Source organism: Streptomyces sp. NPDC056161, assembly GCF_042268025.1.
Taxonomy (GTDB): domain Bacteria; phylum Actinomycetota; class Actinomycetes; order Streptomycetales; family Streptomycetaceae; genus Streptomyces.
Genome location: NZ_JBHJUV010000050.1, coordinates 41147 through 66431, shown reverse-complemented (window position 1 = coordinate 66431; position 25285 = coordinate 41147). Strand labels below are relative to the sequence as shown.

General features: G+C 73.6%; 26 protein-coding genes and 1 pseudogene. 14 read left to right on the top strand and 13 right to left on the bottom strand.

The genetic code is table 11. From position 1 onward, the window contains the following. A pseudogene (locus tag ACFC09_RS34985) lies at positions 1-158 on the bottom strand (Rieske (2Fe-2S) protein); the annotation flags it as partial. A 494-nt stretch (positions 159-652) separates the two neighbouring features. Here ACFC09_RS34985 and ACFC09_RS34980 point away from each other — a divergent pair. The 7 genes from ACFC09_RS34980 to ACFC09_RS34950 all read left to right on the top strand — a co-directional run bounded on the left by ACFC09_RS34980 (position 653) and on the right by ACFC09_RS34950 (position 6242). Beyond that, entirely contained in the window at positions 653-1576 is a 924-nt protein-coding gene (locus ACFC09_RS34980; protein ID WP_376535092.1) for an Ig-like domain-containing protein, read from the top strand. A 225-nt stretch (positions 1577-1801) separates the two neighbouring features. Further along, a complete protein-coding gene (locus tag ACFC09_RS34975) occupies positions 1802-2566 on the top strand; it encodes a HipA family kinase (RefSeq protein ID WP_376535090.1) in 765 nt (254 codons plus the stop codon). Further along, on the top strand, positions 2563-2979 hold the full coding sequence (locus ACFC09_RS34970) for a DUF3037 domain-containing protein (RefSeq protein ID WP_376535088.1): 417 nt from the start codon (positions 2563-2565) through the stop codon (positions 2977-2979). The genes ACFC09_RS34975 and ACFC09_RS34970 overlap by 4 nt, the downstream gene beginning before the upstream one ends. A 171-nt stretch (positions 2980-3150) precedes the next feature. Next, a complete protein-coding gene (gene fabG / locus ACFC09_RS34965; protein WP_376535086.1) occupies positions 3151-3912 on the top strand; it encodes a 3-oxoacyl-ACP reductase FabG in 762 nt (253 codons plus the stop codon). 42 nt (positions 3913-3954) lie between these two features. Further along, positions 3955-4716, top strand: coding sequence for an SDR family oxidoreductase (locus ACFC09_RS34960; RefSeq protein WP_376535084.1), 762 nt, complete (start codon positions 3955-3957; stop codon positions 4714-4716). A 174-nt stretch (positions 4717-4890) separates the two neighbouring features. Next, positions 4891-5574, top strand: coding sequence for a uracil-DNA glycosylase (locus ACFC09_RS34955; RefSeq protein WP_376535082.1), 684 nt, complete (start codon positions 4891-4893; stop codon positions 5572-5574). 149 nt (positions 5575-5723) lie between these two features. Then, positions 5724-6242 (top strand): hypothetical protein, encoded by a 519-nt coding sequence (locus ACFC09_RS34950; RefSeq protein WP_376535080.1) that lies wholly within the window; start codon positions 5724-5726, stop codon positions 6240-6242. 197 nt (positions 6243-6439) lie between these two features. Here ACFC09_RS34950 and ACFC09_RS34945 read toward each other — a convergent pair whose 3' ends face one another. From ACFC09_RS34945 to ACFC09_RS34935, 3 genes are all read right to left on the bottom strand, one after another. Continuing rightward, complete coding sequence (locus ACFC09_RS34945) at positions 6440-6937, bottom strand: hypothetical protein (RefSeq protein ID WP_376535078.1); 498 nt, start codon at positions 6935-6937, stop codon at positions 6440-6442. A 113-nt stretch (positions 6938-7050) separates the two neighbouring features. Next, positions 7051-7563: a DinB family protein gene (locus ACFC09_RS34940; RefSeq protein WP_376535076.1), complete on the bottom strand. Its 513-nt coding sequence runs from the start codon at positions 7561-7563 to the stop codon at positions 7051-7053. Positions 7564-7606: 43 nt separating this feature from the next. After that, positions 7607-8197, bottom strand: coding sequence for a TetR/AcrR family transcriptional regulator (locus tag ACFC09_RS34935; protein WP_376535075.1), 591 nt, complete (start codon positions 8195-8197; stop codon positions 7607-7609). A 131-nt stretch (positions 8198-8328) separates the two neighbouring features. Here ACFC09_RS34935 and ACFC09_RS34930 point away from each other — a divergent pair, with 131 nt between their 5' ends. Then, a complete protein-coding gene (locus ACFC09_RS34930; protein ID WP_376535074.1) occupies positions 8329-9507 on the top strand; it encodes an FAD-dependent monooxygenase in 1179 nt (392 codons plus the stop codon). A 10-nt stretch (positions 9508-9517) separates the two neighbouring features. After that, complete coding sequence (locus tag ACFC09_RS34925; protein WP_376535072.1) at positions 9518-10429, top strand: Gfo/Idh/MocA family protein; 912 nt, start codon at positions 9518-9520, stop codon at positions 10427-10429. On the opposite strand, the gene lnt is transcribed toward ACFC09_RS34925, so the two are convergent. Next, positions 10347-11945, bottom strand: coding sequence for an apolipoprotein N-acyltransferase (gene lnt, locus ACFC09_RS34920; RefSeq protein WP_376535070.1), 1599 nt, complete (start codon positions 11943-11945; stop codon positions 10347-10349). The genes ACFC09_RS34925 and lnt overlap by 83 nt on opposite strands. 101 nt (positions 11946-12046) lie before the next feature. Next, positions 12047-12532, bottom strand: coding sequence for a nuclear transport factor 2 family protein (locus tag ACFC09_RS34915; protein ID WP_376535068.1), 486 nt, complete (start codon positions 12530-12532; stop codon positions 12047-12049). Positions 12533-12760: 228 nt separating this feature from the next. Between ACFC09_RS34915 and ACFC09_RS34910 the strand changes: the two genes are divergently transcribed. Next, entirely contained in the window at positions 12761-13747 is a 987-nt protein-coding gene (locus tag ACFC09_RS34910) for an LLM class flavin-dependent oxidoreductase (protein ID WP_376535065.1), read from the top strand. 489 nt (positions 13748-14236) lie between these two features. Then, positions 14237-14977 carry an SDR family NAD(P)-dependent oxidoreductase gene (locus tag ACFC09_RS34905; protein ID WP_376535063.1) on the top strand — a complete coding sequence of 247 codons (741 nt, stop codon included), beginning with the start codon at positions 14237-14239 and terminating at the stop codon, positions 14975-14977. A gap of 144 nt (positions 14978-15121) precedes the next feature. Here ACFC09_RS34905 and ACFC09_RS34900 read toward each other — a convergent pair whose 3' ends face one another. The 3 genes from ACFC09_RS34900 to ACFC09_RS34890 all read right to left on the bottom strand — a co-directional run bounded on the left by ACFC09_RS34900 (position 15122) and on the right by ACFC09_RS34890 (position 17374). Continuing rightward, complete coding sequence (locus ACFC09_RS34900) at positions 15122-15301, bottom strand: hypothetical protein (protein WP_121891261.1); 180 nt, start codon at positions 15299-15301, stop codon at positions 15122-15124. Between the two features lie 148 nt (positions 15302-15449). Further along, positions 15450-16325, bottom strand: a complete 876-nt coding sequence (locus tag ACFC09_RS34895) for an undecaprenyl-diphosphate phosphatase (protein ID WP_376535060.1) — start codon at positions 16323-16325, stop codon at positions 15450-15452. A 257-nt stretch (positions 16326-16582) separates the two neighbouring features. Beyond that, complete coding sequence (locus ACFC09_RS34890; RefSeq protein WP_376535058.1) at positions 16583-17374, bottom strand: TVP38/TMEM64 family protein; 792 nt, start codon at positions 17372-17374, stop codon at positions 16583-16585. Positions 17375-17793: 419 nt separating this feature from the next. On the opposite strand from ACFC09_RS34890, the gene tuf reads away from it, so the two are divergent. Next, on the top strand, positions 17794-18972 hold the full coding sequence (gene tuf, locus ACFC09_RS34885) for an elongation factor Tu (protein WP_376535056.1): 1179 nt from the start codon (positions 17794-17796) through the stop codon (positions 18970-18972). Between the two features lie 119 nt (positions 18973-19091). Continuing rightward, positions 19092-19937 (top strand): spermidine synthase, encoded by an 846-nt coding sequence (locus ACFC09_RS34880; RefSeq protein WP_376535054.1) that lies wholly within the window; start codon positions 19092-19094, stop codon positions 19935-19937. Positions 19938-20140: 203 nt separating this feature from the next. Here the strand turns inward: ACFC09_RS34880 and ACFC09_RS34875 are convergent, their stop codons facing one another. The 3 genes from ACFC09_RS34875 to ACFC09_RS34865 form a co-directional block, all read right to left on the bottom strand. Next, positions 20141-21151 carry a hypothetical protein gene (locus ACFC09_RS34875; RefSeq protein WP_376535052.1) on the bottom strand — a complete coding sequence of 337 codons (1011 nt, stop codon included), beginning with the start codon at positions 21149-21151 and terminating at the stop codon, positions 20141-20143. Positions 21152-21330: 179 nt separating this feature from the next. After that, entirely contained in the window at positions 21331-22284 is a 954-nt protein-coding gene (gene galU / locus ACFC09_RS34870) for a UTP--glucose-1-phosphate uridylyltransferase GalU (RefSeq protein ID WP_376535050.1), read from the bottom strand. 238 nt (positions 22285-22522) lie between these two features. Next, positions 22523-23455, bottom strand: coding sequence for a YbhN family protein (locus ACFC09_RS34865; protein WP_376535048.1), 933 nt, complete (start codon positions 23453-23455; stop codon positions 22523-22525). A gap of 464 nt (positions 23456-23919) precedes the next feature. Between ACFC09_RS34865 and ACFC09_RS34860 the strand changes: the two genes are divergently transcribed. Further along, a complete protein-coding gene (locus ACFC09_RS34860) occupies positions 23920-24576 on the top strand; it encodes a DedA family protein (RefSeq protein ID WP_376535046.1) in 657 nt (218 codons plus the stop codon). Positions 24577-24700: 124 nt separating this feature from the next. Here ACFC09_RS34860 and ACFC09_RS34855 read toward each other — a convergent pair whose 3' ends face one another. After that, on the bottom strand, positions 24701-25228 hold the full coding sequence (locus ACFC09_RS34855; protein WP_376535044.1) for a gamma carbonic anhydrase family protein: 528 nt from the start codon (positions 25226-25228) through the stop codon (positions 24701-24703). Between the last annotated feature and the right edge of the window lie 57 nt (positions 25229-25285).

Genomic DNA, 25285 nt, shown 5'->3' with positions numbered 1-25285 from the left:
CCGCCCTGCGGATCGGCGGCACGGGCGGCGTCGGAGGAGCCGGAACCGTCCTGCGAACCGCAGGCGGTCAACGCGACGGCGAGCCCCGCCGCTCCGGCCGCCGCCACGACGGTACGGCGGGCCGGTCCCACCGTGGGCTTGAACGATGCACTGGTCATGGGTTTCCCTTCCACGGAGCTGTGTGGTGATCCGCCCAGGGGTACGGTCCACGGGCGCCGCGTGTTCAGACGGCCGGCGCGACGGCCGCGGACGAGGCTCCCGGCTTGCCTCTCCGGGGCCGCCGCGGCGAGCGCCGTGCCCAAGGGACCGTCCGCTGCCCGCTGCCCGCTGCCCGCTGCCCGCTGCCCGTACGCCGGGCCGTCCGGGAGAACGTCCGACCGGTGTGGGAGAGGACCATGACCGATCACGGTGCCGATCTGCCGACGCCCTGGCCGTGGAAGACGTGATCCGGGACGGCTGACCGGCAGCCCCGCCCGGCCCTTTTGCCGGGGTCGGCACTTGGCGAGTGCATAAGCCAGTCAAGTCCGTATCTTTACTGCCATATGGCAACTCATGGAGCCGCAGCCACGTTCCCCTGAATATGCAGCGACGCGAGTGGAGCACGAACATCAAGCGCATAGCGAAAACGGTCGGGACCGCCGGAGCCGTGGGAATGCTGGTCACAGGGCTCAGCGCCTGTGGCGGCGGCTCCGCGTCGGCGGCCTCGAAGCCCTCGGCGACGACCGGCGCGAGTGCGAGCCCTTCCCCGACGAAGCCGCCGCCCCCGGCGATGCTGCTCGACACGATCGTCCCCGAGCCCGGCACCACCGTCGGCGTGGCCATGCCAATCTCGGTCGTCTTCAGCAAACCGGTGGCCACGTCCGCCCGCGCCTCGATCGAGCGGCACCTGAAGGTGACCACTTCCGCACCGGTCACCGGCGCCTGGCACTGGTTCAGCAGCACCCGCGTCGACTTCCGCCCCAAGGCGTTCTGGCCGTCGGGCACCAAGGTGACGCTCGACGCCCTGCTGAAGGGGGTCGGCGACGGGAACGGCCGCTACGGCACCCACGACTACCAGCACGGCTTCACCGTCGGGGCGGACGTCGAGACCCAGGTGAGCGTCCCCGGACACACCATGAAGGTCTACCGCGACGGCAAGCTGGTGCGCACCCTGCCGATCGACGCCGGCAGCCCGAGCTGGCCCTCCTGGGACGGCACCATGGCGGTGATCGACAAACAGCGCAAGGTGCGCATGACGTCCTGCAGCGTAGGCATCAGCTGTGACAAGCACAGCCCCGACTACTACGACCTGACGCTCCCCTGGGACGTGCACCTCACCACGTCGGGCACGTACATCCACTACTCCACCGGCGACCCGGACCCGGGACACTCCTACGGCTCGCACGGCTGCGTCCACCTGTCCGACGCCAACGCCAAGTGGTACTACGACTACGTCGAACAAGGCGACCCGGTCACCATCTCGGGCTCCCCGCGCGGCAAGGCCGCGGGGGACAACGGGTACGCCGACTACAACGTGTCCTGGTCGCAGTGGCTGACAGGCAGCGCCACGGGACAGCAGACGACCAGCCCGTCCTGACCCCGGTCGGCGACGAACCCGCTCGGGCGCCGGTGCGCGACGGCCTGGTCCGCGGCGGAGCACGTGGTGACGGGGGCGCGACGGCTCGGGCCCGCCTCCCCGGCTGTCACGCTCGGTCACTATGCTCACTTCCTGCCGAAGGCCCGGGGACGCCGGGCGCATGGAGTGCATCGCGTGGGAGCTGGCCGTGGAAATCAAGCCGAACGACCTGTGGGGCCTTGGAAGATGCTGAGAGAGGTCACCGCGACTCGCTACATCACGCCGCTGCGCGAGGGCGGCTCACTACCGGGGCTCGTCGAGGCCGACGACCTCGGGACGTACGTCCTGAAATTCAGGGGAGCGGGCCAGGGCCGCAAGACCCTGGTCGCCGAGGTGCTCTGCGGCGAACTGGCCCGCCGGCTGGGCCTGCGGGTGCCGCCGCTCGTGACGATCGGGCTGGACCCGGTGCTCGGCCTCGGCGAGCCCGACCGGGAAGTGCAGGAACTGCTCAGGTCCAGCGGCGGCGCCAACCTCGGCATGGGTTTCCTCTCCGGTGCCCTCGGCTTCGATCCGCTGGCCTTTTCGGTGGACCCCCGGGAGGCGGGCCGGATCGTCTGGTTCGACGCGCTGGTGAACAACGTCGACCGCTCCTGGCGCAACCCCAACCTCCTGATGCACCGCGGCGACCTGTGGCTCATCGACCACGGCGCCACCATGATCTGGCACCACAACTGGCCCGGCGCCGACACCTCGGCCGCCCGCGCCTACGACGCCTCGGACCACGCCCTGACCCGGTTCGCGCCGGATGTCGCGTCGGCCGCCGCCACGCTGTCCCCCCTGGTGACCGAGGACCTGCTCGCCGAGGTGACCGCCGAGATCCCCGATGCCTGGCTGGTGGACGAGCCCGGCTTCGACACGCCGGACGACCTCCGACGGGCCTACGCACGGCCGCTCCTCGCCCGAGCCGCCGTCGTGCACCAGCGCATCACCGGGATCGAGGAGGCGAAGTGACCGAGCGGCACATCATCAGGCCGGGCCAGGGCGGTGGCCGCGACGTCTTCGAGTACGCCGTGCTGCGCGTGGTGCCCCGCGTCGAGCGCGGCGAGTGCATCAACGCGGGCGTCGTCGTGTACTGCCGGGCCAAGGGCTACGTGGGTGCGCGCATCCACCTCGACGAGGCCAGGTTGCGGGCGCTCGACCCGGACGCGGACACGGACGGCGTACGCGCGGCGCTGGGCGCGGTCGAGGGGGTGTGCGCCGGCGGCGCGGCGGCCGGGCAGGCCGCCGCGGACGACGCGGGGCGCCGCTTCCGCTGGCTGATCGCGCCCCGCTCGACGGTCGTGCAGCCCGGTCCCGTGCACACCGGGCTCACCCATGATCCGGCGGCCGAGGCGGAGCGGTTGCTCGACCTTCTGGTGAGGTAATGGATCACATGCGCCCGCTGTGCCGTTGACACCGGGTGCCAGGGCTTCTAGCGTCACGTCCACCGAAGGTACTAAGCGGTTGCTCATGGCGGGGACGTGCCGTGGCAGTCGCAGACCGCCTGCCGACCGGCTCTGCCGACCGGGCTTTCTCTAGGGTGAGGAGAACCAGCGATGTCCACCACCGAGCAGCGGGTCGCCGTAGTCACCGGCGGTGCGCGCGGCATCGGCGCCGCCACCGCCGTACGACTGGCCGCCGAGGGCCGCGCGGTAGCGGTCGTCGACCTCGACGAGGCGGCCTGCAAGGACACCGTGGAGAAGATCACCGCCGCCGGCGGCCGGGCGCTCGCGGTCGGCGCCGACGTCGCCGACGAGGCGCAGGTCGAGGCCGCCGTGGCGCGCGTCGTCGAGGAACTCGGCGCCCCGGCGATCCTCGTCAACAACGCCGGCGTGCTCCGCGACAACCTGCTGTTCAAGATGACGGCCGCCGACTGGGACACCGTCATGAACGTGCACCTGCGCGGCTCGTTCCTGATGACCAGGGCCGTGCAGAAGCACATGGTGGACGCGGGCTGGGGCCGGATCGTCAACCTCTCCTCGTCCTCCGCGCTGGGCAACCGCGGCCAGGTCAACTACTCGGCCGCCAAGGCCGGTCTGCAGGGCTTCACCAAGACCCTCGCCATCGAACTCGGCCGGTTCGGCATCACCGCCAACGCCGTCGCCCCCGGCTTCATCGCCACCGAGATGACCAAGGCCACCGCCGAGCGGGTGAAGATGGGCTTCGAGGAGTTCAAGGCCGCCGCCGCCACCCAGATCCCGGTGCAGCGGGTGGGCGAGCCCGAGGACATCGCGAACGCCATCGCCTTCTTCACCGGCGAGGCGGCCGGCTTCGTCTCCGGGCAGGTGCTGTACGTGGCCGGCGGGCCGCTCGACTAGGACGTGACGGGAGACGAGCAGGCAGCGATGGGAAGCACGGACATGACTGAACTCCCCGAGCCGTCCGGCAGGGCGGCCCTCATCACGGGCGCCAGCCGGGGCATCGGCTACGGCATCGCCGAGGCGCTGGTGGCACGCGGCGACCGGGTCTGCATCACCGGGCGCGGCGAGGACGCCCTGAAGGAGGCCGTCGAGCGGCTCGGTTCCGAGCGGGTCATCGCCGTCGCGGGCAAGGCCCACGACCCGGTGCACCAGGCCGAGGCCGTCGAGCGCACCATGGCGGCGTTCGGCCGGGTCGACTACCTGGTCAACAACGCGGGCACCAACCCGGTGTTCGGGCCGCTGGCCGACCTCGACCTGGGCGTCGCGCGCAAGGTGTTCGAGACCAATGTGATCTCGGCGCTCGGCCTCGCCCAGCAGACCTGGCACGCCTGGCAGAAGGACAACGGCGGCGCCATCGTCAACATCGCCTCGGTGGCCGGCCTCGCGCCCTCGCCCTTCATCGGCGCCTACGGCGTCAGCAAGGCCGCGCTGATCAACCTGACCCAGCAGTTGGCGCACGAGTTCGCACCCCGGGTGCGGGTCAACGCCATCGCCCCGGCCGTCGTCAAGACCAAGTTCGCCAGGGCGCTGTACGAGGGCCGCGAGGAGGAGGCGGCCGCCGCCTACCCGCTCGGCCGGCTCGGCGTGCCCTCCGACGTCGGGGGCGCCGCCGCCTTCCTCACCTCGGGGCAGTCGGACTGGATCACCGGGCAGACGCTCGTCCTGGACGGCGGCATGTTCCTCAACGCGGGCGTGGGCTGACCGGCACGCCAGGGCGAGCGGTCACGAGGACGACGACGGGATGCCCGAGGGCGCCGTTCCCGCACCGGGGAGGGCGCCCTCGCCCGTCGGCGACGGCGGTCGCGGCAGCGGTTGTCAGTGCCCGCCTGTAGGTTCAAGGACCTGCAAGCGACCGCACATCGTAAGGACGTTGACGTGACCGACACCGCCATGCTGCCCGAGTCCTGGCGCGGGGTTCTGGGTGACGAACTGGAGCAGACCTACTTCAAGGAGCTGGCCGAGTTCGTCGAGGAGGAGCGGGCGAAGGGTCCTGTCTACCCGCCGCGCGAGGAGGTCTTCGCCGCGCTGGAGGCGACGCCGTACGAGAAGGTCAAGGTGCTCGTCCTCGGCCAGGACCCCTATCACGGCGAGGGCCAGGGGCACGGCCTGTGCTTCTCGGTCCGTCCCGGGGTGAAGACCCCGCCGTCCCTCCGCAACATCTACAAGGAGATGAAGGAGGAACTGGGCACGCCGATCCCGGACAACGGCTATCTGATGCCGTGGGCCGAGCAGGGCGTCCTGCTGCTCAACGCGGTGCTCACGGTCCGCGCGGGCGAGGCGAACTCGCACAAGGGCAAGGGCTGGGAGAAGTTCACGGACGCGGTGATCCGCGCGGTGGCCGGCCGGCCCGACCCGGCCGTCTTCGTCCTGTGGGGCAACTACGCGCAGAAGAAGCTCCCCCTGATCGACGAGACCCGCCACGTGGTGGTCAAGGGTGCGCACCCCTCGCCGCTGTCCGCGAAGAAGTTCTTCGGCTCCCGCCCGTTCACGCAGATCAACGAGGCGATCGCCCGGCAGGGCCACGATCCGGTCGACTGGACCGTCCCGGACCTCGGCTGACCGCTCCGGGACAGCTCCGCGCCGTCCGGGGGCGCCTGACCGGGATTCCCGGCGCCCCCGGTTAGCGTCGGGTGGGACGAGGGGGCGCGGCGTCCGTCGGGCGGGGTCCGGTGCCCTGGCCGGCGGGCCACGAGACGGAGGAGAGCGCCGTGGTGGAGCGACAGGAGCGGGCCGCGCCGGACGGTGTGCCGACCCGGATCGGGCAGGTCGTCATGCTGCATCACGGCGGGGACCGCGAGGAGGCCCGGCGCCGCCTGCTCGACCTGTGGACGGAGGTCGGGCAGGACGGGGACCCGCTGCACCGCTGCACGCTGGCCCACTACCTGGCCGACACGCAGGACGATCCCACGGACGAACTGGCCTGGGACCTGCGGGCGTTGTCGGCGGCCCAGGAGGCCGCCGCCGGTCGGCCGGACGGCGACCGGGACGCGGCCCGCGGCCTCTACCCCTCCCTGCACCTCAACCTCGCCGCCGACTACGCGAAGCTGGGCCGCCCCGACGCCGCCCGCAGCCAACTGCGCAGGGCCCGCGGAGCCGCCGCCGCCCTCGCCGACGACGGCTACGGCGACGGGGTGCGGGCGGCGATCAGTGAACTGGCCCGGCGGCTCGGCGAGACGGCCCCGCCCGACGGCGAGCCCCGGGAACCGCCGGGCCACGACCACTCGTGACCGGCGCACGCCCGAGCGTCCTGCCGCCGGGGATGCCATCGTGCCCTTCCCCGGGCCCGCCGGCTTCGTCCGGCCGGCTTCGTCCTGGCGGGTTCGGCCGGACGAGGGGGACGCCACGCGGTGCCACCGTGGCCGGTCCCGGCACCCCGCGCCCCTGCCGGGCGCCGGTGCACCGCGGTGGGCCGCACCCGGTCCGCTCAGCGGCCGTACGCCTGCCGGCAGATCCGTGACTCCGGACTGTCCGCGCGCCAGCCGCCGTACCGCTTGCCCAGGGCGCACACGTCGGAGGCCGCCGGCGCGGGCCCGGACGGCGCGGGGACCTCGGTGCGCGGCGGCTGCGCGGGCTCGCGGTGCGGCTGCGGGCGGGGGCGGGTGCGGGGCGGCGGCTGCCGTGGAGCGGGCGCTTCCGCCGGTCCGCTCGGTGCGGCCGGCTCGGGCCGCCCGGGCCGCCCGGGCCGCCCGGGTCGTTCGGGTCGTTCGGGTCGCCGGGACGGTCCGACCATCTCCAGCGCCTCCCGCGCCGGTGCCTGGACGACCCGGGGCTCCGTGGTGCCGTCCGGCCGGGGCCCCGGCGGCTGCGCCGGAGCGGTACCCGGCGGCCGGGCAGCCGGCGGGCGCTGGACCGTCACACAGCCGGAGAGGGCCGAGACGGCCACGGTGACCAGGAGCGCGGCGGCGGTCGTCGTTCGATGCACCCGCGCAACTCTGCTGGTTCGGCCTGCTGATCGGGACGACGGGCGAGCACGTGATGGCCCACACGGGTGATCTCCTGCCCCGCACGGGTGGCGCGGGTGCGTGCGGGCTGACGTCAGTCGCCTGTGGTGCCGTCGATCCGTTCGCGGATCAGGTCGGCGTGGCCGTTGTGCCGGGCGTACTCCTCGATCATGTGCGTATAGATCCAGCGGAGGGAGAACGACTCGTCGGAGAAGCGGCTCACCCCCTCGGAGAGATCGTCGAGCCCGAAGCGGGACGCGTGCCGCCGGGCGGTGTCGATCTCGTGCTGCCAGGTGGCGTACGCCTCCTCCCAGGTGTCCGCCTCGCCGAGGTGGAACTCGCCGTCCGGGTCGTGTTCGCTGTAGTAGATCGGGCCCGGGTCCTCACCCGCCAGCACCTTGCGGAACCAGCCCCGCTCGACCTCCGCCATGTGCCGGACCAGCCCCATGAGCGACAGTTCGGACGGCTCGACCGAGGCGGTCCTCAACTGAGCGTCGGTCAGGTCCGCGCACTTCCAGGCCAGCGTCTCGCGGTGGTAGTCCAGCCAGCCTTCCAGCATGGTCCGTTCGTCCGCGTTCAGGGCCGGTTCCCGGCGATCATTCGTCATGGCCGCCATTCTGGCCCGCCCCGACCGGGTCGAGCCGCGGTTTTCAGCGGCCCAGCATCCCGTCGAGCAACTCCCGCATCCCTGCCCGCACTTCGTCCAGGCTCGGCACCCGCGCGCTGAACGACCCGGCCACGCAGGAGAACATCAGCCCGTCCGTCCAGGCGACCAGGGACAGCGCGTGCCGCTGCGGGTCGGCCGAGCCCAGCGCGCCGACCATGGCGGACAGGTGGTCGCGGAAGACGGCGCCCGTCGCGTCGTAGAAGGCCCGCAGGGCAGGACGGCGGGTGGCCTCCAGGGCCAGCTCGTACCGGGAGACCAGCAGGTCGCGGTGGTGGGTGAGGGTCCGGTGCGTCGCCAGGGCCAGGGCCTGGGCGAGGGCGTCGGGGCCGCCCCGCGGATCGGGCATCTCGTCCAGCGCGAGCACCCGGGCCTCCCGCACGGCGTGCCGCCGCACCACCAGCTCCAGCAGGGCCTGGCGGGTCCGGGCGACGTTCGAGGTGGAGCCCTGCGGCAGTCCGGCCGCCTCGTCGACCGCGCGATGGGTCAGGCCGCGCATGCCGCGCTCCGCCAGCAGCGCGATGGCGGTGTCGGCGACGAGATCCGCACGGGAGGCGGCCGGGGTGTGGACGGACATGGCACGACCCTACCGGTGTCACTACGGCTGTAGTACTGTCGAGGCACGGCTTCACTACAGCTGTAGTGAAGTGGTCGGCAGGGCCGGTGCCGTGATCCGCTGTGCGCCGGCCGCGCACCCCAGGAGGAGCCATGGCACAGTCGTCGCGCGCCGTCGTCGTCGGCGGCGGAATCGGCGGCCTGACCGCCGCGGCCGCCCTGCACCGGCAGGGCTGGCAGGTCACCGTCCTGGAACGGGCTGCCTCCCTGGCGCCGGTCGGCGCGGCCATTTCACTGGCCCCGAACGCCCTGCGCGCCCTCGACGTCGTCGGCATCGGCGACCGGATCCGCGACCTGGCCGCCTGGCAGGACGGCGGGGGAGGACTGCGGACCCCGAGCGGCCGCTGGCTCTCCCGTACCGACGCCGAAGCCGTCGCGGCCCGCTTCGGCGGCCCGGTCGTCCTGCTGCACCGCGCCACCCTCGTCGACACCCTGGCCGCGCTGCTCCCGCCGGACACCGTCCGCACCGCCGCCGACGCCGTCCTCACCGACCCCGGTGACATGGGCCGGCCCGCCCGGGTGACCGCCGCGGGACAGGAGTGGGAGGCCGACCTGGTCGTCGGCGCGGACGGCGTCCGCTCCACCGTGCGCGGCGTCCTGTTCCCCGGCCATCCCGGGCCGGTGTACGCCGGGTTCACCACCTGGCGGATCGTGATACCGGTGCCCGGAGCCGAGTTCGCCCCGCACGAGACCTGGGGCCGGGGCCGCATCTGGGGCACCCAGCCGCTCAAGGACGGCCGGGTGTACGCGTACGCCGCAGCCACGGTCCCGGCCGGCGGGCGCGCGCCCGACGACGAGAAGGCCGAACTCGTCCGCCGGTTCGGCGACTGGCACGACCCGATCCCCGCCGTCATCGCCGCCGCCCGCCCCGTGGACGTCCTGCGGCACGACGTTCACCACATCGCCGAACCGCTGCCCGCCCACCACCGCGGCCGGACCGCGCTCCTCGGGGACGCCGCGCACGCCATGCCGCCCACCCTGGGCCAGGGCGGCAACCAGGCCATCGAGGACGCCGTCGTCCTCGCCCACCACGCCCGCGACCTGCCCGCCTACACGGCGGCCCGGCTGCCCCGCACCACCGCCGTCGCCCGGCAGGCCGTCCGCACCGGCCGCCTCAACCTCACCCGGAACCGCACCGCCATCGCCGTCCGCAACACCGCGGTCACCGCACTGTCCAAGGCCGCACCGGCCCTGCTCCTGCGCGGATTCGACGGCGTCGCCGACTGGCGGCCCCCGTATGCTTCCGACCAGGCACCGGTGGGCGAGCGCTGAAGGAGAGCACGTGAAGGTCGGCTGCATCGGACTCGGTGACATCGCGCAGAAGGCGTACCTGCCCGTCCTCGGCATGCGGCCGGGCCTCGAACTGCACCTGCAGACCCGGACGCCCGCGACCCTCGACCGGGTCGCCGACTCCCTGCACGTCCCCGCCGCCCAGCGGCACGCCACCCTGGACTCCCTCCTCGCCCAGGACCTCGACGCCGCCTTCGTGCACGCCCCCACCGCGGCGCACCCCGAGATCGTCACCCGGCTCCTGGAGGCGGGCATACCGACCTATGTGGACAAGCCGCTGGCGTACGAACTCGCCGACTCCCGGCGACTGGTGGCACTCGCCGAGCAGCGCGGCGTCGCCCTGGCCGTCGGCTTCAACCGGCGCCACGCCCCCGGGTACGCGCAGTGCGCCGACCACCCCCGTGAGCTGATCCTGATGCAGAAGAACCGCGTCGGGCTCCCCGAGGACCCCCGCACGATGATCCTCGACGACTTCATCCACGTCGTCGACACCCTGCGCTTCCTGCTCCCCGGCCCGTTCGACGACCTGACCGTGCGCGCCCGCCTGCGGGACGGACTGCTGCACCACGTCGTACTGCAACTCGCCGGGGACGGCTTCACCGCGCTCGGCGTGATGAACCGGCTCAGCGGCTCCACGGAGGAGATCCTCGAAGTCTCCGGGCAGGACACCAAGCGCCAGGTGGTCAACCTCGCCGAGGTGATCGACCACAAGGGCCAGCCGTCCGTACGGCGGCGCGGCGACTGGGTGCCGGTGGCCCGGCAGCGCGGCATCGAACAGGCGGTGCTCGCCTTCCTGGACGCGGTGCGCGCGGGTGAGGTGCTCAGCGCCCGTGACGCGCTGGCGACTCACGAACTGTGCGAGCGCGTGGTACACGCGGTGCAGGAAGGCCCCGGCGCAGCCTGACCGCCCGTACGCCCTCCGTCACGCCCAGGCCGGCCAGCACCAGCAGTGCCACCTCGACCGGCCAGTCGCCGAGGCGGACGTACGGCGTGGTCCCGTGCGCCAGCGGCACCTCGTAGACGCGGGCGGTGCTCGCGTCCGTGCCGGTCCACGAGCCCTGCCGCCGCCCGTCCGGGCCGTAGACGGCGGAGACCCCGGTCAGGGTCGCGTGCACCATCGGACGGCCGGTCTCCGCGGCGCGCAGCGCGGCCAGCGAGGCGTGCTGCCCGGGGGCCCAGCTGTCCTGGAACGTCGAGGTCGCGGACTGGCCCAGCAGCACGTCCGCGCCGTCCTCGGCGAGATGCCGGCTCATGTCGGGGAACGCGGTCTCGAAGCAGATCATCGGGCCGACGCGCAGCCCGTGCCCGGCGTCCATCACCACCTGCTGGGTGCCCCGCTCGCGGTCCTCGCCCGCCGCCTTGCCGACCGAGGTCGCCCAGCCGAGCAGCGAACGGGCCGGTATGTACTCGCCGAAGGGGACCAGCCGCATCTTGTCGTACCGGGCGCCGGTCGGGCCGTCCGGGCCGATCAGGAGCGAACTCTTGTAGATCCCGGGCCGGTCCGAGCGGCGGGCGTCCACGTTGACCAGCACGTCCGCGCCGGTCTCCCGGGACAGCACGGCGATCCGGCGCGCCAGGTCGGGCCGGTCGCCGAGGTCGAAACCGACGCTGCTCTCGCCCCAGACGACCAGGTCGACACGCTGCCCCACGAGCTGTCGGGTCAGCCGCTCCTCGCGGTCGAAGCGCCGGGCGCCGCTGTCGCTGCCGCCGACCACGCCCGGCTGGACGACCGCGATCCGGACCCGCTCGTCGACGGACGGCCGCGGCGCCCACACCCAGGCCGCCGAGGTCGCCGCCGCGCCGGCGACGAGCGAGGCGAGCACGGGAAGCCGTATCTCGCGGACCGCCAGCAGCGCGGCGAGGGCGACGTTGACGGCCACCACGAGGAAGCTGAGCAGCCACACCCCGCCCACCGAGGCGAGCCGCAACGCGGGCTGGACCTGCCACTGGCTCGACCCGATCATGCCCCAGGGACCGCCGAGCCCCTGCCAGGACCGGACCAGCTCCACCGCCAGCCACGCCGACGGCAGCACCAGCAGGGCCGCCGCGCCCCGCCCCGGCCCCGGCACCCCGCCCAGCAGCCGGCGCACCAGCCAGCCCCAGGGCAGCCACAGCGCGCCCAGCAGCGCCGCGATCAGAAAGAGGAAGACGTGCAGGCTGGGCAGCAGCCAGTGGTGCACCGCGACCATGAAGCCGATGCCGCCGAACCAGCCGTCGAGAGCGGCCCGTCGCCCGGTGGGGGCGGACCGGGCGAGCAGGATCCACGGGACCAGGGCGACGTACGCGAACCACCACAGCGCGGGCGCGGGGAAGGACAGTACGGGCAGCGCGCCCGCGAGGACCGCGGCGAGGGAGCGCCGCGGGCCGGAGGCGAGGGAGCGCCGCGGGCCGGAGGCGAGCAGGTGGTCGAGCGTCGTCATGCGTAGCCTCCCTGCGCGCAGCCGCTGACTCCAGTGTGCGCGCCGGGCGGTCCGCACCGACAGGGTGCCTCGGGCTGGGCCGGTCAGCGGCGCCACCCGGCTCAGCCGGTCACCGGCGCGGTGCGGGGGGCGGGCAGGCGGCGCCACTTCTCCTCGACCACCACTTCGCGCAGCCGCCAGCCGTCCAGGGTGCGCAGCAGCCCGAAGGAGTACCGGCCGCCGCACACGAAGTCGGGCGCCGTCGACCCGCCGTCGCCCGCCGCGAACCGCATCGGGTTGATGTAGTCGGCCCGCACCCGGGCGGTGTCACCGGCATCCCGTTGCAGGATCCCGAACCGCACCTGGCGGTTGACGATCAGATGCTGGCGCATCGCGAACAGGCCCAGGTTCTCGGCGAGCCACTCGGCGACCCGGGCCGCCTCCGCCTCGATGCCTCCGGCGGACCGGTAGTCCGCCCGCCCGTCCTTCGTGAACAGGCCCCGGTACGCCGCCCAGTCCCCGTCGTCCACGGCCATCGCGTACTCGGTGACGAGTCCGTCCACGGCCAGCCGGTCCATCACGGTAGCGAGGTCCACGCGCTGCGTCATCGGCTCAGTGTTGGCCAACGGGCGCGAGGAGCCAAGAGGGTGTGCGACGACATTCGGGCGAACATTCGGACGTAGGGAGCCGCGTGCGGCGGGCCGGACCGGTCGGGAGGTCCGCAGGGTCCGGGGACGGCCGGGACGGCCGGGGAAGCCCCCGGTGGCCCCGGGGAAGTCCGGGGCCACCGGGGGTTCGCACCTCGCGCTCGCCAACACGCCTTCTATACCGGCGAGATGATCAGTGTTCCGTTCAGCGCGCTCGAAGTGGCCATGGTGCAGACCGGCGCGCGGGCCGTGGACACGCTGAAGGACACCGCCGAGTTCGCCCGGCGTCTGGAAGACCTCGGCTACCGGCGCCTCTGGTATGCCGAGCACCACCACTCCCCGGCCGTCGGAGCGTTCCCGCCGGTCGTCCTGACCGCGCATGCCGCCGCCTCGACGTCGTCCATCCGGCTCGGATCCGGTGGCGTGCTCGCACCGAACCACGCCCCGATCATGCTGGCGGAACAGTTCGGCACGCTGGCCGGACTGCACCCGGGCCGGATCGACCTGGGCATCGGCCGCGGCCCTGGCACCTTCGACGAGGCGACGGCCCTGGCCCTGCGCCGCGGCGCCGGACCCACGACGGACGACGAGTACGGTGGCGACGTGGCGGCGACGCTGCGGTTCCTGGTGGACGAGATCGACCTCGGGACGCTGCCGGAGCCCTGGCTGCCGGCATCGAGCACGGCGGGTGCCGCGCTCGCCGCGGAGGTGGGCCTGCCGATCGCCTTCGCCCACCACATCCGCCCCGACAACACGCGCGCCGCGCTCCACCACTACCGCGAGCACTTCGCGCCGTCCCGCTGGTGCCCCCGCCCGCGCGTCCTGGTCTGCGTGGAGACGGTCTGTGCCGAGACCGAGCGGGAGGCGGCCCGGCTCACGGGCCCGATGGACGTCATCAAGGCCGGGCTGCTCGTGGGACGCGGCGACAGGCCCTTCCCCACCCCCGAAGCGGCGGCGGCCCACACGTTCACCGCGGAGGAGACGAAGGCACTGGCCGCCTTCCACGCCCACCAGGCGTACGGTTCGCCCGAGACGGTCGCGCAGCGCCTCGCGGACGTGGTGACGGTGACCGGGGCCGACGAACTCATGCTGGTGACGCCCGTCTACGCCCTGGCCGACCGCCTGAGGTCGTACGAACTGGTCAAGGATCACGTCATGCTGCCCGCGGCGGCGTAGCGACGCCCACGCGTCTCCGACGCAGACGCCCACGCGTCTCCGACGCAGGAGGCCCGGCGTGGCTCGGCGCCGGACGGGGCACGGCCTCGCACCGGCCTGACCCCACGCCCCGAGCAGGGCTTCGATCCGGGCGCCTACTACCGGCCCGCCGACATCGCCCGGCTCCTCGGCCCGGACTGGACCGTACTGGTCGACGAGATCCGCCCGCGCCCCACTCCCGCACCGGCCGGCACCCACCACACCCGCGACGCGGTCCTGCGCGCGCCGCCCGGGGCGATCCGGTCCGCCCACGGGGCTCACGCATGTCCTCGGACCATGAGGTGCATGTCCTCGGCCTATGAGGCCCCGCGGTCCAGGGGGGCTTTCCCGCCCACGGGTGATCGCGCCGCCGTCCGCCCGTAGAGTGAGTGATCTTCGCATCGTATGCGTCACCGGCGTCACCGGCGTCACCGGCGTCACCGGCGTCACCAGCGTCACCAGGAGGTTTCCATGACACGCCCCGTCACCGTCGTCACCGGCGGCAGCCGCGGAATCGGTGCCGCGACCTGTCTGCGGCTCGCCGCGGACGGTCACGACCTGGTCGTCGGCTACGTCCGGGACGCGGCGGCGGCCGAGTCGGTCGCCCAAGGGGTGCGGGCGGCGGGGGCCCGTTGCACGACCGTACGCGTGGACACCGCCGTGGAAGCCGACGTGGAGCGGCTGTTCGACACGGCGGAGGAGTGTCTGGGTCCCGTCACCGGGCTGGTGAACAACGCGGGGGTGACCGGTCCACTGGGGCGGCTGGCCGACGCGGACCCCGCCGATCTGCGCCGGGTCGTCGAGGTCAACCTCCTCGGCACGCTGCTGTGCTCACGCCGTGCGGCCCGCCTCATGGCGGGGCGGGGGAGCGGCGTGATCGTGAACGTCTCGTCCGGAGCCGCCACGCTCGGCAGCCCCGGTGAGTTCGTCCACTACGCCGCGACCAAGGCCGCCGTCGACACCCTCACCCTGGGCCTGTCGAAGGAACTCGGCCCGGACGGCATCCGGGTCAACGCGGTCGCCCCCGGGGCGATCGACACGGAGATGCACGCGACGATGGGCGACCCGGACCGCGCACACCGCATGGCCGCCTCGATCCCGCTGCGCCGCCCCGGGCGGGCGGCGGAGATCGCCGCCGCGATCTCCTGGCTGATGTCCCCGGACGCCTCGTACACCACCGGTGCGGTGCTGCGGGTCGCGGGCGGCCGGTAGCGGCCGACCGGGGGACCGTACGGCGGCTGCCGAGGTGGGGCGAGGATCCCGCCGATCGGGTGGCGGCCGTGCCGCCCTGGGCCTTCGGGCCGGGTCGGCGCGGATCTCGGCGGGCGGGCCGGGGCCGGGGTGCGGCCCGCAACCTCAGGCCGCCTCGATGATCTCGCCGCGGATGGCCTCGGCCCACTCGACCACCAACAACTCGTACTCCGCGCGCTCCTGGGCCGACAGGGATCCGCCCGCACGCAGCCACAGCGCCCGGATCTGTTCGTTCACCTCGGCGGCGGACCGCACGGAACCAGGGAACACGGAATCGGGGGACATGCGGACAAGCCTAGGGGCAAGCACTGACACTGCGCTACCGCACAGATACTCAGACCGTATGGAGTCGGTCACGGGTGCGGCCCTGCCCGGACGGCCGGCGCCGGGCGGTGGGGCGGTCCGGCGGTCCGGCGGTCGGGGGTGCCGGGCGTCAGCCCGCCGACTCGGCCGCGTGCGGGCTCAGCGCACCCGCCGTGACCAGGGCGATGATGACGATGCCGAGCACCACCCGGTAGTAGACGAACGGCATGAAGCTCTTGGACGAGATGAACTTCATGAACCAGGCGATCACCGCGTACCCCGAGGCGAAGGCGATCACAGTCGCGAACAGGGTCGGTCCCCAGGCGATGTGGTCGCTGCTCATCGCGTCCTTCAGCTCGAACGCCCCGGAGGCGAGGACGGCCGGGACGGCGAGCAGGAACGAGTACCGGGCGGCGGACTCCCGCCGGTAGCCCATGAACAGGCCGCCGCTGATCGTGGCGCCGGAGCGGGAGACCCCCGGGATGAGCGCGCACGCCTGGCACAGGCCGTAGATCAGGCCGTCCCGTATGCCCAGGTCCTCCAGGCCCTTGCGCTGTTTGGGGGCGCGGTGCCGGCCGCCCTTCTCGTCGCGGGCCGCGAGCCGGTCCGCGAAGCCTATGACCAGGCCGACGACGATCAGCATGGTCGCCGTGATCCGCAGATCGCGGAACGGGCCCTCGATCTGGTCCTTGAGCGTCACGCCCAGCAGCCCGATCGGGATCGAGCCGACGATCACCAACCAACCCATCTGCGCGTCGTGGTCGCGCCGCATCGCCTTGTCGAACAGTGACCGGAACCAGGCCGACACGATCCGGCCGATGTCCTTGCGGAAGTAGATCAGCACCGCGGCCTCCGTGCCGATCTGGGTGATCGCCGTGAAGGCCGCCCCCGGGTCCTTCCAGCCGGAGAAAGCCGCGGTCAGGCGGAGATGCGCACTGGAGGAGACGGGGAGGAATTCGGTCAGCCCCTGGACGAGTCCGAGGATGAGGGATTCAAACCAAGACATGGAGGTGAGACGTCCAAGTGCGGATCGGGGAAGTCGGGGAATGTGGTGATCTTGCGTGTGAGGGCACAGCGTAGCGTCCCGAAGTGACGGGCACTGCACAGGGGTTCGGCGGGGAACACGGGACCGGACAAGGGCGGTGACGGCCACCGGGCACGCCGCTCGCTTCGCGGCGGATGTGAAGGTGTCCGCCACCACGGGCTGCCGGCGATCACCCCGACCGGCTGTTCGACGGGGCGTGCGACCGGCCGTCGGACGGTTCATCGCGCGCGCAGGTGGTGGCGCTTGCGCCAGGCCACCACGGCACCCGCGAGCGCCGGTACGGCGATGCACGCCATCGCGATCAGGAAGGCGGGCGACGTCGGCGCCGAGGCCCGCGCCCCCGCCACGACATACGCGGCGGTGTTCGGGATCGAGCCGAGCGCCGTCGCGAGCAGGAACGCCGACCAGCCCATCCGGGAGACGGCGGCGCAGTAGTTCACCCCCCAGAAGGGCAGGCCCGGGAACAGCCGTGCCGCCATCATCGAGCGGAAGCCGTGCCGGCTGAGCTGGCCGTCGGCGGCCCGCAGCAGGCGCCCCCGCAGCAGCGGCCGGAGCGCGTCCTGACCCAGTACCCGGCCCAGTCCGAACGCGACACCGGCGCCCAGCACGGTGCCGACGAGGGCCGTGCCGAGTCCCACTTGGGAGCCGAACAGGGCACCTGCCGCCAGGTTCAGCAGCGGACGCGGAACGAACGCCACCGTGCACAGCCCGTAGGCCACCGCGAACACGGTCGCGGCGGCGACCCCGCCGAGCTGCGGCGGCCAGCCGTGGGTGAGCAGCTTCTGCGGCTCGAACAGCAGCACGGCCACGGCGGACGCCGCGAGCAGCACCACGAGCAGGGAGAGCCGCGACCACGGCGACAGCAACACGCGCATGCAGCGAGCCGCGCATCCCGCGCGCGTGAGGGGCGCGGCGGCCGTCGTCGCGGAGCCTGCGACGGCCGGCTCCGTGGCGGTGGCCCGGGGTGAGGCCGCGGCGGTGCCCCCAGAGCGGTTGGTGGCATCGAGCATGCCGGTGACAGTAACCGACGAAGGTGTCCGATCGCCGCACGGACCGTCGCATGCCGGTCACCGTCACGTCCCGCCGCCGCCGGCCGGCCGCGCGTTCCGGGACGAACCGTCAGATCCGGCCGGGACACCGGCCGTCGGGCCCGCACCGGACGGCCGGACGACGGGCGCGGGACCGCGCGCCGGAAAACCATTCGACGCGGGACACCGCGTCGGCGATGCTCGACGTCATGTTCCGGCACGCCTTCCTCCTCGCAGCATCCGCGGTCGCGGATGCTCCGAAGGCTGCCGTCCCGATCGTCGTGGCCGTCGACGGCGCCCGAAGCTGACCCTCTCCGGATCGTCCGGCGGACCCCGCAGGGGGAGGGTCGGCGCCTTGCCGGGGTCCCCGTCTTCACTTCCGAGGCATTCGAGGTACAGCCATGCCCAAGACGGCATACGTGCGCACCAAGCCGCACCTGAACATCGGCACCATGGGCCACGTCGACCACGGCAAGACCACCCTGACCGCCGCCATCACCAAGGTCCTGGCCGAGCGCGGCAGCGGCGGCGGCACCCGCTACGTGCCCTTCGACCGCATCGACCGCGCTCCGGAGGAGGCGGCGCGGGGCATCACCATCAACATCGCGCACGTCGAGTACGAGACCGACACCCGTCACTACGCGCACGTCGACATGCCGGGTCACGCCGACTACGTCAAGAATATGGTGACCGGCGCCGCGCAACTGGACGGGGCCGTCCTCGTCGTCTCCGCGGTCGACGGGATCATGCCGCAGACCGCCGAGCACGTGCTGCTGGCCCGGCAGGTGGGCGTCGACCACATCGTCGTCGCCCTCAACAAGGCCGACGCCGGCGACGAGGAGCTGGCCGACCTCGTGGAACTGGAGGTCCGCGAGCTGCTCACCGCGCAGGGCTACCCGGGTGACTCCGTCCCCGTCGTACGGGTCTCCGGGCTCAGGGCCCTGGAAGGCGACCCGCGCTGGACCGCCGCCATCGAGGCACTGCTGGACGCGGTGGACACCTATGTGCCCGTCCCGGAGCGCTACCTCGACGCGCCGTTCCTGCTGCCCGTCGAGAACGTGCTCACCATCACCGGCCGGGGCACCGTGGTCACCGGCGCGGTGGAGCGCGGCACGCTGCACGTCGGCGACCGGGTCGAGGTGCCCGGCGCCGGTCTTGAGGCGGTCGTCACCGGCCTGGAGACCTTCGGCAAGCCGATGCAGGAGACGCAGGCCGGGGACAACGTGGCGCTGCTGCTGCGCGGGGTGCCCCGCGACGCGGTGCGGCGCGGGCACGTCGTGGCGCGGCCCGGCAGCGTCGTACCGAGCCGCCGCTTCGCCGCGCGCGTGTACGTCCTGTCGGCGCGCGAGGGAGGCCGGCGGACCCCGGTGTCGACCGGCTACCGGCCGCAGTTCTACATCCGCACCGCGGACGTGGTCGGGGACGTGGACCTCGGCGCGACGGCGGTCGCGCGGCCGGGCGACACCGTCACCATGACGGTCGAGCTGGGCCGTGCGGTCCCCCTGGAGCCCGGCCTCGGGTTCGCGGTCCGTGAGGGCGGCCGGACGGTGGGCGCCGGGACCGTGACCTCCGTCGGCTGACGGCCGCCGCCTCGCCGCCTCGCCGACCCGTCGGGTAGGCGAGGCGGCCGGGTCCGGCGCCCCGTTCGGGGGAGGCCGGGCCCGGCCCGGGGCGCACCCGGGACCGGCACAATGGGGACGTGAGCGAACCCATACCCGTCGTCCGCACCACCGACCACGGCACCGCGAAGCTGATGCCCGACGTCGACCGGGCGCGGGCCTGGCTGCTGACGGTCGACGGGGCGCCGCAGTCGTACGTCGACCTGGACGAGCCCACGCACCTGGAGTTCGAGTACGCGCGCCGGCTCGGGCACGTGCTGGACGCGGTGGCCAAGCCGGGCCGGCCGCTGGCCGTGGTGCACCTCGGCGGGGGAGCGCTCACGCTGCCCCGGTACGTGGCGGCGACCCGGCCGGGCTCACGGCAGGACGTCGTCGAGGCCGACCGGGGCCTGCTCACCCTGGTCACCGAGCACCTGCCGGTCCCGGCAGGCGCCGGCATCGCCCTGCACCCCGCCGACGCCCGAACCTGGCTGGAAGCGGCCCCCGACGGCACGGCGGACGTACTGGTCGCCGACGTCTTCGGCGGCTCCCGGGTCCCGGCGCACCTCACCTCGCTCGGCTACGCCCGCGAGGCCGAGCGCGTGCTGCGCACCGGCGGCTGCTACCTGGCGAATCTGGCCGACGCCGCGCCGTTCGGTTTCCTCCGCTCCCAGCTCGCCACGTTCGCGGCCGTCTTCGAGGAACTGGCGCTGATCGCCGAGCCGGGTGTGCTGCGCGGCCGCCGGTTCGGCAACGCGGTGCTCGTCGCCTCGCACCGGCCCCTGGACACGGCCGCGGTGGCCCGGCGGACCGCCGCCGACGCCTTCCCGGCCCGGGTGGAACACGGCGCCGCGCTACGGGAGTTCATCGGCGCGGCCCGGCCGGTCGCGGACGCGGATGCCGTGCCGTCGCCCGAGCCCCCCGAGGGCGCGTTCGGCATCGGCTGACGGCCGCCGTCCGTCGAGCCACGGGGCATCCGCGACGGCTTCCCGGCCGGGCATCCGCGACGGCTTCCCGGCCGGGCATCCGCCGCAGCCTCCCGGCCGGGCATCCGCCGCAGCCTCCCGGCCGGGCATCCGCGGCGGCCCTTCCGGTCGGCGTCCGCCGGCCGGGACGCGACGCGGACGCGGACGTCCGATCCGGCCCGCGGTCAGGACCCCGTCGGCTCGCCGTGCATCCGCACCGTGCTGAGGATCTTCATGATGGTCGCCGTGCCGACCTCCCCGTCCACGCCCTTGGCGGCGTAGAGGTTGAAGGACACGATGTCGTCGGCGGCGTTCCGGAACGCGAACGTGATCGCCTTGCCGTCGCTGGCGCACTTGCCCGTGCGCGGGGTGCCGGTCGAACTCGCCCAGGCGTAGGCGCCCTCGACGCCCGACGCGGTGGTGTAGTCGGTGGCCTTCTCGTCCTGGGTGACGCTCTTCTTGTCCGGCTGCGTGTAGCCGCCGTAGACCCACCAGGGCACGCTCTTGACCGCCGCGTCGCCCGGATTCCTGGCGCCGCTCTCGCCCTTGGTGCCCGCCACGGCCAGGGGCGTGTCGTCGCTCCGGCCGTCCTTGTCGCCGTCGGAGGTGCACCACTTCGACTTGTACGTGGCCGGTGCCGACATCGCGATCAGCGGCTTGGCGTCGGGCGACTTGCGGTCCTCGAAGCCGACGAGGGAGCGGGGGGTGCCGACCTGCCAGTCCGCGGGCACGTCGAAGGCCGTGCCCCACTTCGGGTTGACGACCGTCTTCCAGCCCGCGACGAGCGGCTGCTCGGTCACGTCGCCGTGCGGATCGCCGTCCGCGCCCGATGTCGCGGTGGCGGCCGTCGTCGGGTCCGCGGCGGCCGACCGGCCCGCATTCCCGCCTGCCCCGCCGCCGTCCGCCTTGCCGTCCTTGTCCCTGCCCAGCACCAGGAATCCCGTCACGCAGGCGGCGAGGACCACCGCCGTCGCCGACACGATCGCGATGAGCTTCGTGTGGTTCCCGCCGCCTCCCTGTGGCGGCCGGGGCGCCCCGGCGGGCGCGGGCGTCCCCCAGTGCGGCTGCTGCGCATACGGGTCGGGCTGCTGGTAGCCGGGCTGCGTGTAAGGATTCGGCTGCTGGTAACCCGGTTGCCGATACGGGTTGTTCTGCGGGTTCTGCTCGCCCCCCGGCGGCTGCTGTCCTGGCCACATGGGCAGCAACCCTAGTGCCGCCGGGGCACGATTCTGTCACCGGCCTTTGTCAGGTACGTACCGAATCCGTCGCTCGCCGCGGTGGCGGCGGCCCGGGGTGAGCCGGGCCGGCGGCCGAGTGGGCGGACCCTTGACCGATCCGCGGGTGGAACCCCGATCGCTCCCCGGGCGGGGGCCGCTCAGGCGGCCCGGTGCCGCTCCGTCCGTCCGGCGCCGTCGCCCGGCAGCCCTGCGACGAACTCCTTGAGCCAGGCCACGAACTCGGGCCCCAGGTCCGGCCGGTCGCAGGCCAGCCGTACCACGGTGCGCAGGTAGTCCGCCTTGTCCCCGGTGTCGTAGCGCAGGCCGTCGAAGACGACACCGTGCACCGTGCCGGCCGCGGCGAGTTCCTGCAAGGCGTCGGTCAGCTGGATCTCCCCGCCGCGGCCGGGCCCGGTGCGCTCCAGGGCGTCGAAGACGGCCGGGTCCAGGACGTACCGGCCGATGACCGCGTAGGCGCTGGGGGCGGCCGCGGGCGCGGGCTTCTCCACGAGGCCGGTCACCTTCAGGACACCGTCCTCGCCGGTCGGCTCGACGGCGGCGCAGCCGTAGAGGTGGAGCTGGGCCGGGTCGACCTCCATGAGGGCGACCACGCTGCCCGCGTACCGGTCGCGCACCTCCAGCATGCGGCTGAGCAGGGTCTCGCGCGGGTCGATCAGGTCGTCGCCGAGGAGCACCGCGAAGGGCTGGTCGCCGACGTGCCGGCGGGCACAGGAGACGGCGTGGCCGAGGCCCAGCGGGTCGCCCTGGCGGATGTGGTGGATGTCCGCGAGCCGCGCCGGATCGCGCACGGCGTCCAGGCGCACGGTGTCGCCCTTGGTCGCGAGCGCCTGCTCCAGCTCGAAGGCGCTGTCGAAGTGGTCCTCGATGGCGCGCTTGTGGCGTCCGGTCACGATCAGTACGTCGTCGAGCCCGGCCGCCGCGGCCTCCTCGACGACGTACTGGATGGCCGGCTTGTCGACGACCGGCAGCATCTCCTTGGGCGTCGCCTTCGTCGCGGGCAGGAACCGGGTGCCGAGCCCGGCGGCCGGAACGACCGCTTTGCGTACGGGACGAGGGGAAGGGGAGGTGGATGAGGAGTGGGGGGCGATCATGCGGCCATGCTGGCGCACGAGGATGAGAGCGGGCCGAGAGCAGCATGGGAGCGGGCTGTGGACCGGGATCGGACACAACTCCTCCGTAGTGCAGCGGTAGTTGGAGATCAGTGCCGACGGCCGCGGTGCGGTGGCCCACCGTGCCGCGCCGAAGTCCCGCCGTCCTCAATGCCGTTCGCCGGTCGCGGTCCGCGTCCCCATGCGCGGGACGCGGTTTCGTCTCGTCGCCGAGCGGCCCTCACAGCACCTTGGCGCGGATCAGCGCCGACAGCACCAGGGCCCCCGGCAGCAGCGGCAGCCAGTCCGTGACCACCCGGAATCCGATGACGGTCGCCGTGGCGACGGCGACCGGTGAGCCGAACGCCACCAGCGTGAACACCACCGCCGCGTCCACCGCGAGGCCGCCGGGCGCGGGCACGGCCCCCACGGCGGTACCCGCGGCCAGGAACGCGACGACCACGTGCGTCCACGGCACCGGCAGTCCGAGCGCGGCCCCGACCGAGGCGAGCACGCACGCCTGGAGCAGCGGCATCGCCGCCGCCCCGCCCCACAGCGCGAGGACCCGGCAGGGCCGGGTGTGCAGCCGGCGCGCGTCGGCGAGGGCGGTGCGCAGCAGACCGGTCAGCGGGCGGCGCAGCGGCCGTACGACCGTGACCAGCAGGACCGCCACGGCGACACAGGGGCCCGCGACGGCGGCCACCGCGATCAGGGTGCGTCCGTCCGGGACGAGGTCGCCCAGCCGCCGCCCGGCGGGCGAGGCCAGCAGGAACGCCAGCAGCACCAGCGTCTTGGCGACCGGTTTCACCAGCGAGTACAGGGCGATCGACGCCGTGGCCCGGTCGAGCGGAATGCCACGGCCCCGCAGGAAGCGCAGGGTGACGGCGTGCGCGCCGAGGCCCGCGGGCAGCACGTGGTTCGCGGCCCCGGCGGCGAACTGCGAGGCCAGCAGGAGTCCTGGCGGCAGCCGGTCCGGCAGGGCGCCCTGCCGGACGCAGGAGGCCGCGATCCAGCCCAGGCAGTTGAAGGCGACCCCGGCCAGCAGCCAACCCGGGTCGGCCGCGGCCAGCCGGGAGGCACCCTCGTACACGAGGGGACGGTTGGCCAGCCCCCAGATCCCCACCAGCAGGAGGGGGCTCAGGCACAGTGCCAGCCGGACCGGACGGGTCGCCATGAAGGGCACCGGACGCGCGAGCGCGTCGGCCCCCAACGGGGACGGCCCGGCTCCGAGCGCCGGTGCCTCCGGCCCGAGCACGGGTGCCTCGGATCCGGGTACGGACGGCTCGGCCCCGGGCGGGACGGGCTCGGGTCCGGGCACGGGTGCCGCGGAGCCGAGCGTGGGAGCTTCCGGCCGGAGTGGGGAGGCTCCGGCCGGGACGGTGGGGACTGAGGACACGGGATACGTCGTCCTTCCGCATCGGGCCGCGCGGCGGGGACCTGGGTGCGAGGCGGGGAATCCGCCCGGAGCCTTCCCGTTCCGTGTGACCGGGGGATGTCCGAAAACCGAAGGACCGTCGGCGGGACGGTGCCGCGGACCGGTACGTGCGACCGCTCAGGGCGGCGAGCGGGTAGCCTGCACGGGGGCGCGCGGTGGGCGCCGCCCGATGAAACAGGGACCCGAAAGGGAAGGAACCGGCGTTGCACGTCCAGGAATGGCTCGACACCGTGCCCGCGGTGGCCGTCTACGCCGTAGTGGCCCTGATCATCGGCGTGGAGAGCCTGGGTATCCCGCTGCCGGGTGAGATCGTCCTGGTGTCGGCGGCGCTGCTCTCCTCGCAGCACTCCGGGGTCGACCCGTTCGTCCTGGGTGCCTGCGCGACGCTCGGTGCCGTCGTCGGCGACTCGATCGGCTATCTCATCGGCCGCAAGGGCGGGCGTCCGCTGCTCGCCTGGCTCGGCAAGAAGTTCCCGAGGCACTTCAGCGAGGGACACATCGCCACCGCCGAGCGGTCCTTCGAGAAGTGGGGCATGTGGGCGGTGTTCTTCGGCCGTTTCGTCGCTCTGCTGCGGATCTTCGCCGGCCCGCTCGCGGGCGTGCTCCACATGCCGTACTGGAAGTTCCTGATCGCCAACGTCCTCGGCGGTGTCTGCTGGGCCGGCGGCACCACAGCCGTCATCTACTACGTCGGTGTGGTCGCCGAGAGCTGGCTGAGCAAGTTCTCCTGGCTGGGCCTGGTGGCGGCGGTCCTGATCGGCCTGACCTCGATGCTGGTGCTCAAGCGCCGTGCGAAGAAGGCCGAGCAGAAGGCACAGGAGTCCCGGGCCGAGGCGGAGCCGGTACCCGCCAACGAGTGAGGCGCGCCCCGAGGAGCAGCGGGACGAGGCTCCTCGGGGGACGGACGGGACTCGTGGGGGAAGCGGCCTGTGCCCGTCCGCCCCGCGCGCCGGCGTAGCGGCTCCGGTCCGTCCCGCCGCCGTCCTACTCGTGCACCTCGCGGTGCGTCGCGGCCAGCCCCGTGTACAGGGTGCCGTTCAGCGTCACCGCCTGCCGCTCCTCGTCCGTGAGTTCCCGCTTCACCCTCGCGGGCACCCCGGCGACCAGCGATCCCGGCGGGACCGTCATCCCCTGCGGCACCAGCGCCTGCGCGGCGACCAGCGAACCCGCCCCGATCACCGCACCGTTCAGCACGGTCGCCCCCATTCCGATCAGGCAGTCGTCCGCCACGGTCGCCCCGTGCACCACGGCGTTGTGCCCGACGGAGACCCGCTCCCCGATGCTGACCGGGAAGCCGGGATCGGCGTGCAGCGTGACGTTGTCCTGGATGTTCGCGCCCGCCGCGACGGTGATCCGCTCGGCGTCGCCGCGCACCACCGCGCCGTACCAGACGCTCGCGCCCGCGCGCAGCGTCACGTCACCGACGACCGACGCGGTGGGGGCCACGAACACCCCCTCGTCGATCCGGGGTTCCTTGCCGCCGATGCCCACGATCAGCGCCCTGTGCGTCATGTGCGTCCACCGTTCTGTCTGCCGCTGCCCGGCGCGGGAAGTCTCGGCCCGCCGGGG